Raw genomic sequence first — 16909 nt, forward strand, 5'->3', positions numbered from 1 at the left:
CGGAATCAGACAACAATCAGACTGACGGAAGCCCAGGCCCTGACATGCCAGGGTGCAAGGGGCTGTGTCACACTGTCCGCCACCCCGGCACTGGTGCCGGATTTTTCTTGTCTCGAAGGAATCAACGATGAGCGTTTACGAACAACTGAAGGCCCTGAACATCGAACTGCCGTCGCCTGCCATCCCGGCGGCGGCCTACGTGCCCTATGTGCAGACGGGCAATCTGGTGTTCCTGAGCGGCCATATCGCGCGCAAGGACGGCAAGGTCTGGGCCGGCCAGCTGGGCCGTGATCTGCAGACTGCCGACGGCCAGCAGGCCGCGCGCGCCATCGCCATCGACCTGATGGGCACGCTGCAGCATGCCGCCGGCGGCGACCTGGGCCGCGTGCGCCGCATCGTCAAGCTGATGTGCCTGGTCAACTCCACGGGCGACTACACCGAGCAGCACCTGGTGGCCAACGGCTGCAGCGAGCTGCTGGGCCAGGTCTTCGGCGATGCCGGCACGCATGCGCGCAGCGCCTTCGGCGTGGCCCAGATCCCGCTGGGCTCCTGCGTGGAAATCGAGCTGATCGCCGAACTGGCCTGATCGGCATGCCGCCGCACGGCACCGCCGTGCTCGCAGGCGGCTAGAAACTCTCCCATTGGCCATCCTCGGCTGCCGGTGCGGCAGGCCGGGGCGCCGAGGCCAGCTTGGGCGCCGCCGCCCTTGCTGCGGCAGGCCGCGCGGCAACCGGCCCGACAGCCGCAGGCGCCACGGCTGCTGCCGGCCGCCTTGGCACTGCGGCCGCGCTGTGCGCAGTGCGCGCCGCCGACGCAGCCTGCCTTGCGAGCGTCGTCGGCGAAGGCGCCAGGTGCGCCACCTTGAACACCGCCACCGTGCGCGACAGCTGCTCGGCCTGCTCCCGCAGGCTTTGCGCCGCGGCTGCGCTTTGCTCGACCAGGGCCGCGTTCTGCTGCGTCATCTGGTCCAGCTGTCCCACGGCCTGGTTGACCTGGGCCACGCCCGCGCTTTGCTCCGAAGAGGCCGCCGTGATCTCGCCGATGGTGTCGGCCACACGCTGCACGGACTGCACGATGCCCTCCATGGTGGTGCCGGCATCGCCCACCAGGCGGGCGCCGTCCTCCACCCGTTCCACCGAAGCGCCGATGAGCTGGCGGATTTCCTTGGCAGCCGCCGCGCTGCGCTGTGCCAGCGTGCGCACCTCGCTGGCCACCACGGCAAAGCCCCGGCCCTGCTCTCCGGCACGGGCCGCCTCCACGGCGGCGTTCAGCGCCAGGATGTTGGTCTGGAAGGCAATGGAGTCGATGACGCCGACGATGTCGGCAATCTGCCGGCTGCTGTCGTTGATGCCCTTCATGGTCTCGACCACCCGGGCCACGACCTCGCCGCCGCGCTGCGCCACCTGTGACGCACCCGCCGCCAGGCTGCTGGCCTGCTGGGCACTGCTGGCGCTTTGCTGCAGCGTGCTGGTGAACTGTTCCATGGCGGCAGCCGTCTCCTGCAGGTTGCTGGAGGTCTGCTCGGTGCGCACGGACAGGTCCTGGTTGCCGGTGGCGATCTCGGCGCTGGCGATGGCGATGCTGTCCGTGCTCTGGCGCACCTGCTGCACCATGCCCGACAGCGATTCGCTCATGGCCTGCAACGAGCGCAGCAGGTCGCCGAATTCATCAGCACGCTGTGCCTGTCCCTGCACGCCTGCGCTCAGGTCGCCTGCGGCAATGCGTTCGGCCAGTTCGCTGGCCTCGGCCAGGGGCCGGCGGATGCTGGCAATCAGGAAATGGGCGCCGATGACGATGCACAGCAGCAGCAGGCCCACGGCCGCAGCGGCAAAGCCCACAGTGAGCCTGCGCGAGGCAGCCATCTCTTGCTGGCTGGTACGCGCCACCTGCTCCTGCATCTGCACGAAGTCGCGCAGCGACTGCAGGTAGGCATCCACGGCAGGGTTGTAGGACTGCTTGACCAGGACCAACGCCTGCTCCTGCCGGCCATCGGCCTTGAGCTGGCGCGCCTGGGCACGCAGTTCGATCATGGTCTTGCGGGCTGCCGCGATCCTGGCCATCTGCGCCTTGTCTGCGTCGGACAGGGGCATGGCTTCCAGTGATTTCTGCACCTCGGTGATCCGCGCCGAGGTGGCGCTGATCACGTCCTTGAACTCGGCCTCGACGGCGGCATCACTGCTGACCACCACGGCCTGGGTGCGGGCCGCGTTGGTTTCGGTCAGCCCCATCCAGCGCACGGCGGCCTGGACCCGCGCCTGCATCTCCTGGGTCACCGCCTCGGACCGGGCCTGGACCTGGGCCGAGCGATAGCCCGACAAGCCGACCACGCCCACCAGCGCCACCACGATGGCGGCCACTGCAAGCCACAGCTTGTGTGCCATGCGAAGTCGCAGCATATCCAGTCTCCCTCATTTTGGAAGACTCCATGTTGAGGCCTGGAAGAAGGCCTGGTGGGCGGAAAAACCCAGAGGAAACCCCTGATCCGCCCCTTTCGCGGAGGGCATTGCAGGGGCGGCCGCGCTCTTACTCCACGCGCGTCACGCTCTGCGGCTTGAAGCCCAGGTCGGCCGACTTGCCCTTGCGGCCGCGCGTGCCACGGGCATTGTTGAGACTGCGGATCTCCAGCGTCTCGCTGCGCTCCTTGCCGCCGCGGCCCAGGCCATCGATGCGGATGCTGCGCGTGTAGGCGGCAGCGCCCGCCAGCGTGTCCTTGTCCTCCAGATCGAGCAGCATCAGCCCGCGACCGCCCTTGGCCATGTGCTTGAGGCTGGCGATCTCGAAGGTGAGGATGCGGCCACCCGTGGAAGCGCAGATCACATGCGTGGCCGGCAGCAGCAGGCCCGCGCCCTGCTCGCCTTCCTGCGGCTCCGCACGTGCGCCCATGGGCACGCCGTAGGCCGTGGACGGGGCGCACAGCGTCTCGCCGTCGGCCAGCGTGACGAAGGCCTTGCCCGCCTTCTGGCGCGAGACCATGTCGCTCACCATGGCCACGAAGCCGTAGCCACCCGATCCCGACAGCAGCAGCGCCGTGCCCTCGGCACCGGCGAAGTAGTACAGGATCTGGGTGCCGGCCTCCAGCTCGATGAGCGTGGTCACGGGCTGGCCATCGCCGCGCCCGCCGGGCAGTTGGGCCACCGGCACCGAATAGATGCGGCCATTGCTGCCAAAGGCCAGCAACTGGTCCACGGTGCGGCATTCGAAGGTGCCGTGCAGGCTGTCGCCGGCCTTGAAGCTCAGCGTGCCCGCATCGACGCCATGGCCCTGGCGCGTGCGCACCCAGCCCTTGTCCGAGATGATGACCGTGGTGGGTTCATCGACCACCTTGACTTCGGCGACGACCTTCTTTTCCTCCTGGATCAGCGTGCGGCGCGCATCGGCGAACTGCTTGGCATCGGCCTCGATCTCCTTGCAGATCAGGCGGCGCATGGTGCTTTCGCTGCCCAGGATGTCTTCGAGCTTGCCTTGCTCCGTGCGCAGTTCCTTGAGTTCCTGCTCGATCTTGATGGCCTCCAGCCGCGCCAGCTGGCGCAGGCGGATTTCAAGAATGTCGTCGGCCTGGCGCTCGGACAGCGCAAAGGCATCGATCAGCGCCTGCCGGGGCTCGTCGCTGGCCCGGATGATGGCGATGACCTTGTCGATGTTCAGCAGCACGGCCTGGCGGCCTTCGAGGATGTGGATGCGGTCCAGCACCTTGGCCAGCCGGTGCTGGCTGCGCCGCGTGACCGTGGTCTGGCGGAAGGCGATCCATTCCTCGAGCATCAGGCGCAGGCTTTTCTGCACCGGGCGGCCATCGAGGCCGATCATGGTCAGGTTGATGGAACTGGACGACTCCAGGCTGGTATGCGCCAGCAGCGCCGTGATCAGCTCCTGCTGCGGCACCTTGCCGGTCTTGGGCTCGAAGACCAGGCGCACGGGCGCATCCTTGCTGGACTCGTCGCGCACGCCGTCGAGCACGGCCAGCATGCTGGCCTTGAGCTGGGTCTGTTCTTGGCTCAAGGCCTTCTTGCCGGTCTTGACCTTGGGATTGGTGATGTCCTCGATCTCTTCGAGCACCTTCTGCGCCGAGACGCCGGGCGGCAGCTCGGTCACCACGATCTGCCACTGGCCGCGCGCCAGCTCCTCGATCTTCCAGCGCGCGCGCAGCTTGAGGCTGCCACGGCCCGTGCGATAGGCGTCCTGGATGTCGGAGGCGCTACTGATGATCTGCCCGCCACCCGGATAGTCGGGGCCGGGGATGATCTGGAACAGTTCCTCGTCGCTGAGCTGGGGCCGCTTGATCAGGGCCACGCAGGCATCGGCCACCTCGCGCAGGTTGTGGCTGGGGATTTCCGTGGCCAGGCCCACGGCAATGCCGCTGGCGCCATTGAGCAGGGCGAACGGCAGGCGCGCGGGCAGTTGCTGCGGCTCCTGCGTGCTGCCGTCGTAGTTGGGCACGAAGTCCACCGTGCCCATGTCGATCTCGTCGAGCAGCAGGCCCGTGATCTTGGACAGGCGCGCCTCGGTGTAGCGCATGGCGGCTGCGCCGTCGCCGTCGCGGCTGCCGAAGTTGCCCTGGCCATCGACCAGCGGATAGCGCTGGTTGAAGTCCTGCGCCATGCGCACCAGCGCGTCGTAGGCCGACTGGTCGCCGTGCGGGTGAAAGCGGCCCAGCACATCGCCGACCACGCGTGCGCTCTTGACGGGCTTGGCTGCCGTGTTGTGGTTGGGACCGCTGTAGCTCAGGCCCATGCGGTCCATGGCGTACAGAATGCGCCGCTGCACGGGCTTGAGGCCGTCGGTCACATCGGGCAGTGCCCGGCCCTTGACCACGGACAGTGCGTATTCGAGATAGGCCCGTTGCGCGTACTGGCCCAGGTCCAGTGCATCGCCGGCCGCCTGTTGTGCCAGATCCAGAGAGGTTTGGTCGCTCATGAAGAAATTCGTGATCTCAAAAAATGCAATGAATACCGCTCATTGCGGCGTGGGCAGTCCTGTGGGCAGCGTCATGCGCACCCGGGGCGTGGTGCCCGGCAACGCCGCTGCTGCAGGCGCTGCAGGGCCCGCGCGCTCGCGCCCGCCCTGCAGCTGCTCGTAGATGCCGAGCACGGCCTTCACGTAATTGCGGGTTTCCTGGAAGGGAGGGATGGCCTGGCCCGCGCGCCGCACGGCGCCCTCGCCTGCGTTGTAGGCGGCCAGCACCAGGTCCAGCCGGCCGGGGAACAGCCCCATCAGATGGTTGAGGTAGCGCGCGCCGGCCGGCACGTTGACGGCCGGATCGGCCAGTTGCTGCTGCACGCTGCACTGGCGGCTGGCCTCCACGCCGAAGCGCTGGGCCGTGGCCGGCATCAGCTGCATCAGGCCGACCGCCCCCTTGGGCGAGATGGCCTGCGCGTCAAAGCCCGACTCGACGGCGATCACGGCCTTGAGCAGGTCGTAGTCCACGCCCGTGTGGTCCGCCGCCTTGCGCAGATGGCCGCGCACGCTCTTGTAGCGCGGCGAGATGTCGAAGAAGCTTTGCAGCCGCGTATGCGCCTGCAGCCTGCGGCCGGCATCGCCGCTGCCGTCAGCGTCGGCAGCGGCCTCGGCCTGCACCATCGGGGGCTTGAGCCCCTGCTCGGCGCTGTCATAGACCGAGCCGCGAAAGTACAGCCTGTAGCGCTCGTCCAGCGCCTCGGCAGCGAAGTGCGTGATGCCGCGCTCGTCCACGAAGGCCCAGAGATCGGCATGCGCCGGCCGCGCCAGCCCCCACAGCGCCAGGGCCAGGCCCAGCGCCGCCAGCGCGCGCACCCCGGCGCCGCGCGCCAGGTGCGGGCGGTGCTTCGGGGCGGCGCGGAGCACAGTCATGGGTCAGATGTCGACTTCAATGGCGTCGCCATGGAGCTCCATGAGCTCGCGGCGCGCTGCGGCCTCGCCCTTGCCCATGAGCTTGGTGACGACCTGCTCGGCCGCCGCGAAGTCCAGGTTCATGAACTGCACGGGCAGCAGGCGGCGCGTGTCGGGGTTGAGCGTGGTCTCCCACAGCTGCTCCGCATTCATCTCGCCCAGGCCCTTGAAGCGGCTGATCTGGCATTTCTCGCGCGGCACGCCATCCTTGGCCGATTTGTCCAGGATGGCGGTCAGCTCGCCCTCGTCCAGCGCGTACATCTTGGCCGCAGGCTTCTTGCCGCGCGCAGGCACGTCCACACGGAACAGCGGCGGCAGCGCCACATGGATGTGGCCGGCCTCGATGAGCTTGGGGAAATGGCGGAAGAACAGCGTCAGCAGCAGCACCTGGATGTGCGAGCCGTCCACGTCGGCATCCGAAAGAATGCAGACCTTGCCGTAGCGCAGGCCCGACAGGTCGGGCGTGTCGTTGGGGCCATGCGGGTCCACGCCGATGGCCACCGAGATGTCATGGATTTCGTTGTTGGCGAACAGCCGGTCGCGGTCCACTTCCCAGGTGTTGAGCACCTTGCCGCGCAGGGGCAGCACGGCCTGGGTTTCCTTGTTGCGGCCCATCTTGGCGCTGCCGCCGGCCGAGTCGCCCTCGACCAGGAAGACCTCGTTCAGGCTCAGGTCGCGGCTTTCGCAATCGGTGAGCTTGCCCGGCAGCACGGCCACGCCCGAGCCCTTGCGCTTTTCGACCTTCTGGCCCGCCTTCTGGCGGGTCTGCGCGGCCTTGATGGCGATCTCGGCCAGCTTGCGGCCCCATTCCACGTGCTCGTTGAGCCACAGCTCCAGCGCGGGGCGCACATAGCCGCTGACCAGGCGCACGGCATCGCGCGAGTTCAGGCGCTCCTTGATCTGGCCCTGGAACTGCGGGTCCAGCACCTTGGCGTTGAGCACATAGCTGGCGCGCGCAAAGACGTCATCCGGCATGAGCTTGACGCCCTTGGGCAGCAGCGAGTGCATCTCGATGAAGGCCTTGACCGCCTGGAACAGGCCGTCGCGCAGGCCGCTGTCATGCGTGCCGCCAGCGGTGGTCGGGATCAGGTTGACATAGCTTTCGCGCAGCGGTGCGCCGTCCTCGGTGAAGGCCACGCACCAGGCGGCGCCCTCGCCTTCGGCAAAGCTGTCGTGGTGGCGGTCGGCAAAGCCCTCGCCCTCGAACAGGGGGATGACCGCCTCGCCATGCAGGCTTTGCTGCAGGTAGTCGCGCAGGCCGCCCTTGAACTGCCAGGTCTGGGTGTCGCGCGTCTTCTCGTTGACCAGGGTCACCGACACGCCGGGCATGAGCACGGCCTTGCTGCGCAGCAGATGCATCAGCTCACCCATGGGCAGCTGGGGCGATTCGAAATAGCGGGCATCGGGCCACACGCGCACGGTCGTGCCCTGCTTGCGTTCGCCCGCGGCCAGCGGCCGCGACTGCAGGGGCTCGACCACGTCGCCGCCCGAGAAGGCGATGGTGGCCACCTTGCCCTCGCGGTGGATGCAGGCCTCAAGGCGCGTGGCCAGCGCATTCGTGACCGAGACGCCCACGCCGTGCAGGCCGCCCGAGAAGCTGTAGGCGCCGCCCTTGCCCTTGTCGAACTTGCCGCCCGCATGCAGCCGCGTGAAGACCAGCTCCACCACGGGCGCCTTTTCCTCGGGATGCATGCCGAAGGGGATGCCCCGGCCGTCGTCTTCGACGCTGTAGGAGCCGTCGGAATGCAGGGTGAAGCGGATTTTCTTGCCGAAGCCGGCCAGTGCCTCGTCGGCCGCGTTGTCGATCACCTCCTGCAGCACGTGCAGGGGGTTGTCGGTGCGCGTGTACATGCCGGGACGCTGCTTGACGGGCTCAAGGCCCTTGAGCACGCGTATCGAGCCTTCGGAGTATTCGCTGGCGGAAGTGGGAGATGGTTTGACTGCCATGGGGGCGGATTGTAGTGCGCGGCCCGGCTCAGTGCTGGATGCATTCACAGTCATTGACAGTGACTATCCCGAAAAAGCCGCTGCCATCAAGGGCCGCGCTGGCGCATGGGCGACCCAAGCGGCACAGCGCAAAACCCGGAGTTTCGCTAAAGTTTGCCGCATGCACAAAAACAACCAACCCATGTCCATGGTGCAGATACTGCTGTGCGGGGGCGCAGTCGTGACGCTGTCCATGGGAATCCGCCACGGCTTCGGCCTGTGGCTGCAGCCCATCACCCAGGAGATGGGCTGGACGCGCGAGTCCTTCGCGCTGGCCATCGCCATCCAGAACCTGTCCTGGGGCGTGCTCGGCATCTTCGGCGGCATGCTGGCCGACCGCTTCGGCGCCTTCCGCGTGCTCTTGGTGGGCGCGCTGCTGTATGCGCTGGGCCTGGCCGGCATGGCCATGGCACCCACGACAACCTGGTTCGCCCTGACGGCTGGCGTGGTGATCGGCGCAGCCCAGGCAGGCACCACCTATGCCGTGATCTACGGTGTGCTGGGCCGCCAGATTCCCGTGGCGCGGCGCAGCTGGGCCATGGGCGTGACGGCGGCGGCGGGCTCCTTCGGCCAGTTCTTCATGGTGCCCGTGGAAGGCAGCCTGATCTCGAACTTCGGCTGGTCCAACGCCCTGCTGCTGCTGTCGCTGTGCGCGCTGATGATCATTCCGCTGGCCTTCGGCCTGCGCGAGCCGGGCTTCCAGCCCGGCAACGCCCGTCCCGTGCGCGACCAGAGCGCGGGCCAGGCCGTCGCCGAGGCCCTGCGCACACCCAGCTTCGTGCTGCTGACGGCCGGCTACTTCGTCTGCGGCTTCCAGGTGATGTTCATCGGCGTGCACATGCCCAGCTACCTCAAGGACTACGGCCTGGCACCGCAGGTGGCCAGCATCTCGCTGGCGCTGGTGGGGCTGTTCAACATCGTTGGCACCTACGTGGCCGGCAACCTGGGCCAGCGCCTGCCCAAGCGCTACCTGCTGTCCACCATCTACTTCACGCGCTCGGTGGTGATCGTGCTCTTCCTGCTGGCGCCGCTGACGCCCTGGTCGGTCTACATCTTCTCTGCCGCCATGGGCCTGCTGTGGCTGTCCACCGTGCCGCTGACCAATGCCACCGTGGCCCAGATCTTCGGCGTGCAGCATCTGTCCATGTTGAGCGGCATGGTGTTCTTCAGCCACCAGGTGGGCAGCTTCCTGGGCGTCTGGCTGGGCGGCTATCTCTATGACCACACAGGCAGCTACCAGGTGGTCTGGTACCTGGCCATCGGCCTGGGCGTGGCCGCCGGCCTGCTGAACCTGCCCATACGCGAAGCCCCCGTGGCACGGTTGCGCGCAGCCCAGGCCGCTGCCTGACATGACGACATCCATGACGACATCCACCAGGCCCCGCCCACGCATCCTGCGCAGGCTGGCGCTGTGGGCCGCCGTGCTTATGGTGCTGGGCCTGGTCTTCATGCTCTATCTGCAGCCGCAGTTCATGCTGGGCATGGCAGACCAGATCTGGGCCTGCTTCTGAAATGGAAGCGGGAGCGGCGAAGGCCTGGCGGCACAATGTCGGCCGCTTTCACTTTATTTCCAAAATTGCACATGCACGCAGCCACGCCGCCCTCGCCCTGGATCCAACGCTGGTCGCACCTTCTGGCGCCCCAGGCCTCGGTGCTTGACGTGGCCTGCGGCCCCGGCCGGCACATGCGCTGGTTCCATGCGCGTGGCCACGCCGTCACCGGCGTGGACCGCGACGCCCAGGCCCTGGCCGGCCTGCAGGGCGTGGGCGAGCTGCTGTGCGCCGACATCGAAAACGGCCCCTGGCCCCTGCCCGGCCGGCAGTTCGGCGCCGTGGTCGTGACCCACTATCTGTGGCGCCCGCTGTGGCCGGCGCTGCTGGACAGCGTGGCCCCCGGCGGCGTGCTGCTGTACGAAACCTTTGCCCAGGGCAATGAGGCTTTCGGCAAGCCTTCCCGCCCCGATTTCCTGCTGGCGCCCGGCGAGCTGCTGCAGGCCTGCGCGGGCTGGCACATCGTGGCCTACGAGCACGGCCAGCTGGGCGAGCCCGATCGCATGGTCCAGCGCATTGCGGCACTGCGCCCCGATGCAACAGGCCGGGAACCCGTGGCCATGCTGGCGCATCAGAAGGCGTCAGGCTCTGCAATCGCCTGAATCCCTACAGGCGCCCGCCTTGGGCCTGCCTCCGACACTCGTTAGAATGATCCTTTCCCGTTTTTTCTTGCGGACATGACATCCTCCTCCGTCGCTCTCACTGGCAGCATCGTTGCCCTCATCACGCCCATGCACGAGGACGGTAGTGTTGACTACCCGGCGCTGCGAAAACTCATCGATTGGCATGTGGCCGAAGGCACGGACTGCATCGGCGTGGTGGGAACGACAGGTGAATCCCCCACCGTCAACGTGGAGGAGCACTGCGAAATCATCCGCGTGTCCGTCGAGCAGGCCGCAGGCCGCGTGCCCGTGATGGCCGGCTGCGGCGCCAACAGCACGCACGAAGCCATCGAGCTGGCCCGCTACGCCAAGAAGGTCGGCGCCGACAGCCAGCTGCAGGTCGTGCCCTACTACAACAAGCCCACGCAGGAAGGCCAGTACCAGCACTTCAAGGCGATTGCCGAAGCGGTGGGCGACCTGCCGGTGGTGCTCTACAACGTGCCCGGCCGCTCCGTGGCCGACATGCAGCACGACACCGTGCTGCGCCTGGCGCAGATCCCCGCCATCATCGGCATCAAGGAAGCCACGGGCAACATCGAGCGCGCCCAATGGCTGATCCGCGAAGTGCCCAAGGACTTCGGCGTGTACTCCGGCGATGACCCGACCGCTGTGGCCCTGATGCTGTGCGGCGGCCATGGCAACATCAGCGTCACGGCCAACGTGGCGCCACGCCTGATGAGCGATCTGTGCAAGGCGGCCCTGGCCGGTGATGTGCGCACCGCCATGGACATCCAGCTGCGCCTGATGCCCGTGCACAAGAACCTCTTCGTCGAGGCCAACCCCATTCCCGTCAAGTGGGCCGCAGCGCGCCTGGGCCTGTGCGGCCCGGCCATGCGCCTGCCGATGACACCTCTGAGCAAGAACCTGGAAGCCACCGTGGAAGCCGCCCTGGGCTCCGCTGGCCTGCTGTGAGGCGCCCCGCCCCACCGACCGAACGCACCAAGGATATTCGCGTGAAACAGCCCATTGCACGTCTGAGCCTGCTGAGCCTGGCCATCGGCCTGACAGCCTGCACGACCACGTTCCAAGAGAGCAAGATCGACTACAAGAGCGCCGGCAAGCAGCAGGCGCCCACCCTGGAAGTTCCCCCGGATCTGACCCAGCTGTCCACGGATTCGCGCTATGCCGTGCCCGGCGGCGTGGTCTCCGCCGCAGCCATGGAAGCCAACTCCAAGGCGCAAAAGCCCAGCGAAGGCCGCACGGCCACCGTTGCAATGGGCGATGTGCGCATCGAGCGCAACGGCGAGCAGCGCTGGCTGGTGATCAAGCGCCCGGCCGACCAGCTGTGGGAGCCCGTGCGTGACTTCTGGCTGGAAAACGGCTTCATCTTCACCACCGAAGACCGCCAGCTGGGCATCATCGAGACCGACTGGGCCGAGAACCGCGCCAAGATCCCGCAGGACGTGATCCGCAAGACGCTGGGCAAGGTCTTCGACGGCCTGTACTCCACCAGCGAGCGCGACCGCTTCCGCACACGCCTGGAGCGCTCGGCCGACGGCTCCACCGAGGTCTACATCACGCACCGCGGCATGCAGGAGGTCTACACCAGCGCCCAGAAGGACCAGACCATCTGGCAGCCGCGCCCCTCCGATCCGGAACTGGAAACCGAATTCCTGCGCCGCCTGATGGTCAAGCTCGGCGTAAGCCAGGAGCAGGCCGATGCCGTGGCCAAGGCCAACACCACCACGGCAGCCGCCACCGGCAGCGTGCGCATGGAATCCGCCAACGGACAGCCTGTGCTGCAGATCGACGAAGGCTTTGACCGCGCATGGCGCCGTGTCGGCGTGGCCCTGGACCGCACGGGCTTCACCGTGGAGGACCGTGACCGCAGCCGCGGCATCTACTTCGTGCGCTATGTCGCGCCTGACGCCAAGGTCGAGCCCAAGGGCTTCTTCGGCAAGCTGTTCAGCCGCTCGCCCGATGCGGCCGCGCCGGTCAAGTACCAGATCCAGGTGCGCAGCGAAGGCGACAAGTCCACCGTCACCGTGCTCAACACCCAGGGCCAGCCCGAGACATCGGCCAACGCCCAGCGCATCGTGCGCGTCATCACCGACGACATGAAGTAAGCAAGCCTCTTTTCGGGCCTTGGGGCGGCAGCGTCCGCCCTTGGCTTGCAGCCACCGCGCAGTCATTTGCCGGTGGCTTTTTTACTGGACCAAAGCAAAGCGAAGACGAAAAAAAACCGCAGCCCGAAGAATGCGGTTCTTTCGCGGCAGAGGCCGAAACCTCTGCCATCGGCGAGGGCCGAATTACTGCTTGGTGGCTTCCTTGGCGGCAGCGTCGGCAGCAGCCTTGGCGGCGTCTGCAGCGGCAGCGTCAGCAGCGGGAGCAGGTGCTGCAGCGTCGGCGGCAGGCGCTGCGGGAGCGGCTGCGTCGGCGGCGGGAGCAGCAGGAGCTTCTGCGGGAGCGGGAGCTGCCGGTGCGGGAGCTTCAACGGCGGGTGCGGGAGCGGGGGCCGGAGCCTCTTCCTTCTTGCCGCAAGCGGCCAGAGCTGCAGCAGCGATCACGGTAGCCAGGATCAGAGAGTTCTTCATCACAGTTTCCTAGAGAGTAGGTAAGAAGACAGTACACAGGAGGGGCCCCGCCACTTGCGCCACCGGATGCGGGCAACCGGTACGCGGCGGCCAGGCCACGTCAAACACATTCATTCGACTTGGAGCGAATTATAGGGAGATTTTTTCGAGGCTGACTGAAACTGACAACCTCTGAACAATTCCGCACAAATCCTCTTGCCAAGTCCGAATGGGGCAGCAAGAAGCTGCCTTGGCGTCCACTGTGTAACAAAACCAGGTTGCTGTCAATTTACTGACGAACCCAAGACAATTCTTTACAAATCTATCGGAGTCCGCCTTGAATCAGCAGAACGCTGTCAACGGTGAATGCCCGAACTTAGCATGACTGCGTCACAGCGTCTACCCGGTTCAGGACAGCGGCCCGCCTCGCACCCAGCCGGCGTCAAACCAGGAGGACAGCAGCTCCAGCGCGTCATCGCTGGCCTTGGCAAGATCGGCGCGGGACAGGGCGCGCGTATCGGCCAGCTTGCGCATCAGGGTGGCATCGCGGCCACCGGCCAGATAGCTTTCGCCGTTGATGAAGATGTGTTTTGCGTCATACATCATGCGCGTGCGGCGGTCGAGGACCACGCTCTCGAACATGCCGTGTTCCTCGCCATGCTCGAACCAGACATTGGCCTTGGGCTCGGTCATGTACTCGCCCAGCGCGCGCTCCAGCGCCAGCGGCTCGGCCAGCGCGCGCTCCAGCGCCTTGCGCGCGAAGTCGTGCAGGCTCGACGGAATCTCGCCCGGGGCCTCGACGGCGGGCTGGTCGGGGTCGCGGTAGACCATGGGCGCTTCGGGCTCATCGGGCTCGTCGGACATGCGCAGCAGCAGCTCGCGGGCCAGTTCGTCGCGCGCGGGCGAGCGAAAGCCGATGGAGTAGGTCATGCATTCGCCCTCGGCGATGCCGTCATGGGCCCACTTGGGCGGCAGGTAGAGCATGTCGCCGGGCTCGAGCACGAACTCCTCCTCGGGCTCGAAATTCGAGAGCACCTTCAGCGGCACATCGGGCTGCAGCGACAGGTCCTTCTGGCGGCCGATGCGCCAGCGCCGACGGCCATGCGCCTGCAGCAGGAAGACGTCGTAGCTGTCGAAATGCGGGCCGACGCCGCCCTGGTCGGTGGCAAAGCTGATCATCAGATCGTCCAGCCGCGCCTCGGGCACGAAGCGGAACTGCTGCATCAGCTGGTGCACGCCGTCGTCGTGCAGGTCCACGCCCTGCACGAGCACGGTCCATCCGGGCTTTTGCAGCGAGGGCAGGCTGCGGCGCGACAGCGGGCCGTGGCTGAGCTTCCAGTGGCCACCGTCCTGCTGCTGGATCAGGCGCGACTCCACACCGTCCTCACCTGCCATGGCCAGCAGCCTGGCGCGGGGAATCAGGGGCTTGAAGCCCGGGATTGCCTGGCGCACCAGCAAGGGCTTCTTGTGCCAGTGGCGGCGCATGAATTGGGAAGCGGTAAGCCCGCCCAGCAGGGCAAGCGGTGTGTTGGTGTCCATGAAATGGTCCGAAGTGAGCGAAGAGACAGGGCGGCATTGTCCTATGCGGGCATTGCCCTGTCCTGGCGCCAGCGCAAGCTGCCCCGCAATGGCTTCGTGGCAGTCAGCCGGCCGGCTTGCGCATGGCCCTGAAATCCGAGGGCGACAGACCCGTATAGATCTTGAAAGCGCGGCTGAAATGCGCGGTGCTGCCAAAGCCGCAATCCATGGCGACCTCGGTGATGGTGCGCTGCGCCTGGGCGGGCTGCAGCAGCTCGCGCATGCACAGCTCCAGGCGGCTGTGCTGTATGAAGGCGCCCAGGCTGGTCTGGCTGTCCGCGAAGGCGTTGTGCAGATGGCGCTTGCTGCAGTTGAGCGCGGCGGCCACGGACTCCACCGACAGGCCCGGGTCGCGCAGATGGGCCGCCACATGGGCGCGGATGCGGTCCTGCAGCGCCAGTTGCTGCGTGCCTGCCGTGCCCTGCCCGGCCAGTTCCTGCAGCGACAGATGGACCATGTCCACCAGCAGCTCGCCCGCGCGGCGCGCCAGATGCGGCGCCATGCCGGGCAGCTCCTGGTAGGTGCTGCGCATGGTTTCCAGCGCGATGCGGGCAATGCCCGAGCTGCCGCCCACGTTGCGCCCCATCAGCCCTTCCAGCCGGATGCCCCGTTCCACGATGGCCTGGCGCGGCAGCATCACGATGAGGTGTTCGGACCATTCGGGGTTGGTGACCTCGTACTCCTGCGCCGTGTCATAGATTACCCAGCTGCCCTTGCGCACGCTGGCCTCGCGGTTGTGCTGGCGCACGCTGGCCACGCCCTCCCAGGGCGCGACGATCTTCAGATAGGGGGACTCATGGGCGCGCAGGCCCTGCATGCTGCGCATGACGCGGTGGCGGCCCGCCTCCAGACGGGTCAGCACCACATCGCCGGCATTGGCCACGCGCACATGGCCTTCGAACAGGCGATCGCCATAGACATCGGTATCCAGGCCCGCAAACAGGCGCGACATCCAGGCGTGCCAGGCCGACGCCGTCTCGCCGGGCGGCAGTCCGTCGGTGCTCAACACCATGGCATCGGTCATGTGCGGTCTCTCCTGCTCGCCGCACGGGTGAAGGATCTGTGTGCGGCCATGGACGTGATTATGGGAAAGTGCAGGCCCATCGCGCCCCATGGCTTTCCCCGCGGACAGCCAGGACAAGGGTAAACCCCGGAGCCTGTGCACGATCCGTCATGCGCTTTGTGCGCGCAGCGGGCTGCCTGTGCCATCGCCTGCTTCTACGATGACGGGCACGCCCGGCAGCGCCAACGCCCAGGCCACAACCGCATACCAAGGAGACAGTCATGATCGAACAAACCATGCTTATCGCAGGCCAGGCCGCACAGGCCGGCAATGGCGCCACCTTCGAGCGCCGCAATCCGCTGGACGGATCGGTGGCAACGCGCGCCCCGGCCGCCACCCCCGAAGATGCCGTGCGCGCCGTCGAGGCCGCGCAAAAGGCCTTCCCCGCCTGGGCCGCACTGGGCCCGACCGAACGCCGCCAGATGCTGATGAAGGCATCGCAGGCGCTGGAGGCCAAGACCGAGGCGTTTGCCGCCGCCATGGCCGCCGAGACGGGCGCCTCGGGCATCTGGGCCGGCTTCAACGTGCACCTGGCCGCCAACATGTTCCTGGAGGCCGCATCGCTGACCACCCAGATCAACGGCCAGATCATTCCCTCTGACGTGCCCGGCAGCCTGGCCATGGCCGTGCGCCAGCCCGCTGGCGTGGTGCTGGGCATTGCGCCCTGGAATGCGCCCGTCATCCTGGCCGTGCGCGCCATTGCCACGCCGCTGGCCTGCGGCAATACGGTGGTGCTCAAGGGCTCGGAGCTGTGCCCCGCCACGCACGGCCTGATCATCGAGGCCCTGCAGGAGGGCGGCCTGCCGCCCGGCGTGGTCAACTTCGTGACCAATGCGCCCGAAGATGCGGGTGCCGTGGTCGAAGCCATGGTGGCCCACCCGGCCGTGCGCCGCGTGAACTTCACCGGCTCCACGCGCGTGGGCCGCATCCTCGGCCAGACCTGCGCCAAGTACCTCAAGCCCGCCATCCTGGAGCTGGGCGGCAAGGCGCCCTTCGTGGTACTGGACGATGCCGACATCGACGCCGCCGTGGCCGGCTGCACCTTCGGTGCCTTCGCCAACTCGGGCCAGATCTGCATGTCCACCGAACGCATCATCGTGGACGAGTCCGTGGCCGGCGATTTCCTGGACAAGCTGGTGGCCCGCGCCACCTCGCTGCCGCTGGGCGATCCGCGCAAGGGCCCCGTGGTGCTGGGCTCGGTGGTGGACATGGCCACCGTGGAGCGCGCCAACCGCCTGATCGACGACGCGCTGGCCAAGGGCGCAAAACTGCTGTGCGGCGGCAAGGCCACCAACACCCTGATGGCGGCCACGCTGATCGACGGCGTCACGCCCGAGATGGACATCTTCCGCGAGGAAACCTTCGCCCCCGTCAAGGCCATCGTGCGCGTGCGCGGAGAGGAGCAGGCCATCGCCATGGCCAATGACAACGAATTCGGCCTGTCCTCGTCCGTCTACACCCGCGACACCGCACGCGGCTGGCGCGTGGCCGCCCGCATCGAGGCCGGCATCTGCCACATCAACGGCCCCACCGTGCATGACGAGGCACAGATGCCCTTTGGCGGCGTGAAAAACTCGGGCTACGGCCACTTCGGCGGCCAGGCAGGCATCGATGCCTTCACCGAGACTCGCTGGATCACCATGCAGACCACCCCCCGCCACTATCCGTTCTGATCGGCAGGACTCGCCGCCCGGC

At 67.3% G+C, this 16909-nt stretch carries 14 protein-coding genes; 7 read left to right on the forward strand and 7 right to left on the reverse strand.

The features are described 5' to 3' along the window. Positions 1-127 precede the first annotated feature (127 nt). A complete protein-coding gene (locus tag IAE24_RS00665; RefSeq protein ID WP_012206880.1) occupies positions 128-586 on the forward strand; it encodes a RidA family protein in 459 nt (152 codons plus the stop codon). 40 nt (positions 587-626) lie between these two features. Here IAE24_RS00665 and IAE24_RS00670 read toward each other — a convergent pair whose 3' ends face one another. The 4 genes from IAE24_RS00670 to IAE24_RS00685 form a co-directional block, all read right to left on the reverse strand. Beyond that, entirely contained in the window at positions 627-2396 is a 1770-nt protein-coding gene (locus tag IAE24_RS00670; RefSeq protein ID WP_199960096.1) for a methyl-accepting chemotaxis protein, read from the reverse strand. Positions 2397-2523: 127 nt separating this feature from the next. Then, positions 2524-4911, reverse strand: coding sequence for a DNA topoisomerase IV subunit A (gene parC / locus IAE24_RS00675; protein WP_034396406.1), 2388 nt, complete (start codon positions 4909-4911; stop codon positions 2524-2526). Between the two features lie 39 nt (positions 4912-4950). Beyond that, the gene (locus tag IAE24_RS00680) at positions 4951-5823 is read right to left on the reverse strand and encodes a lytic transglycosylase domain-containing protein (protein ID WP_199960097.1); all 873 of its coding nucleotides are present in this window, start codon (positions 5821-5823) and stop codon (positions 4951-4953) included. A 3-nt stretch (positions 5824-5826) separates the two neighbouring features. Then, positions 5827-7809, reverse strand: coding sequence for a DNA topoisomerase IV subunit B (locus IAE24_RS00685; RefSeq protein ID WP_012206884.1), 1983 nt, complete (start codon positions 7807-7809; stop codon positions 5827-5829). A 160-nt stretch (positions 7810-7969) separates the two neighbouring features. Here IAE24_RS00685 and IAE24_RS00690 point away from each other — a divergent pair, with 160 nt between their 5' ends. The 5 genes from IAE24_RS00690 to bamC all read left to right on the forward strand — a co-directional run bounded on the left by IAE24_RS00690 (position 7970) and on the right by bamC (position 12126). Further along, positions 7970-9196 carry an MFS transporter gene (locus IAE24_RS00690; RefSeq protein ID WP_012206885.1) on the forward strand — a complete coding sequence of 409 codons (1227 nt, stop codon included), beginning with the start codon at positions 7970-7972 and terminating at the stop codon, positions 9194-9196. Positions 9197-9209: 13 nt separating this feature from the next. Continuing rightward, positions 9210-9359, forward strand: coding sequence for a hypothetical protein (locus tag IAE24_RS00695; RefSeq protein ID WP_180319011.1), 150 nt, complete (start codon positions 9210-9212; stop codon positions 9357-9359). A 71-nt stretch (positions 9360-9430) separates the two neighbouring features. Beyond that, on the forward strand, positions 9431-10000 hold the full coding sequence (locus IAE24_RS00700) for a class I SAM-dependent methyltransferase (RefSeq protein ID WP_034396418.1): 570 nt from the start codon (positions 9431-9433) through the stop codon (positions 9998-10000). A 75-nt stretch (positions 10001-10075) separates the two neighbouring features. Continuing rightward, positions 10076-10972: a 4-hydroxy-tetrahydrodipicolinate synthase gene (gene dapA / locus IAE24_RS00705; protein WP_012206888.1), complete on the forward strand. Its 897-nt coding sequence runs from the start codon at positions 10076-10078 to the stop codon at positions 10970-10972. 41 nt (positions 10973-11013) lie between these two features. Continuing rightward, a complete protein-coding gene (bamC, locus tag IAE24_RS00710) occupies positions 11014-12126 on the forward strand; it encodes an outer membrane protein assembly factor BamC (RefSeq protein ID WP_013801116.1) in 1113 nt (370 codons plus the stop codon). Positions 12127-12309: 183 nt separating this feature from the next. Here bamC and IAE24_RS00715 read toward each other — a convergent pair whose 3' ends face one another. From IAE24_RS00715 to IAE24_RS00725, 3 genes are all read right to left on the reverse strand, one after another. Further along, a complete protein-coding gene (locus tag IAE24_RS00715) occupies positions 12310-12594 on the reverse strand; it encodes a hypothetical protein (protein ID WP_012206890.1) in 285 nt (94 codons plus the stop codon). A 387-nt stretch (positions 12595-12981) separates the two neighbouring features. Continuing rightward, complete coding sequence (locus tag IAE24_RS00720; protein WP_013801115.1) at positions 12982-14112, reverse strand: cupin domain-containing protein; 1131 nt, start codon at positions 14110-14112, stop codon at positions 12982-12984. 103 nt (positions 14113-14215) lie between these two features. Then, positions 14216-15175 (reverse strand): helix-turn-helix domain-containing protein, encoded by a 960-nt coding sequence (locus IAE24_RS00725; RefSeq protein ID WP_013801114.1) that lies wholly within the window; start codon positions 15173-15175, stop codon positions 14216-14218. Between the two features lie 260 nt (positions 15176-15435). On the opposite strand from IAE24_RS00725, the gene IAE24_RS00730 reads away from it, so the two are divergent. Further along, complete coding sequence (locus IAE24_RS00730; RefSeq protein WP_199960098.1) at positions 15436-16887, forward strand: aldehyde dehydrogenase; 1452 nt, start codon at positions 15436-15438, stop codon at positions 16885-16887. Positions 16888-16909: the final 22 nt, after the last annotated feature.

Source organism: Delftia sp. S65, assembly GCF_016516495.1.
Taxonomy (GTDB): Bacteria; Pseudomonadota; Gammaproteobacteria; order Burkholderiales; family Burkholderiaceae_C; genus Comamonas; species Comamonas acidovorans.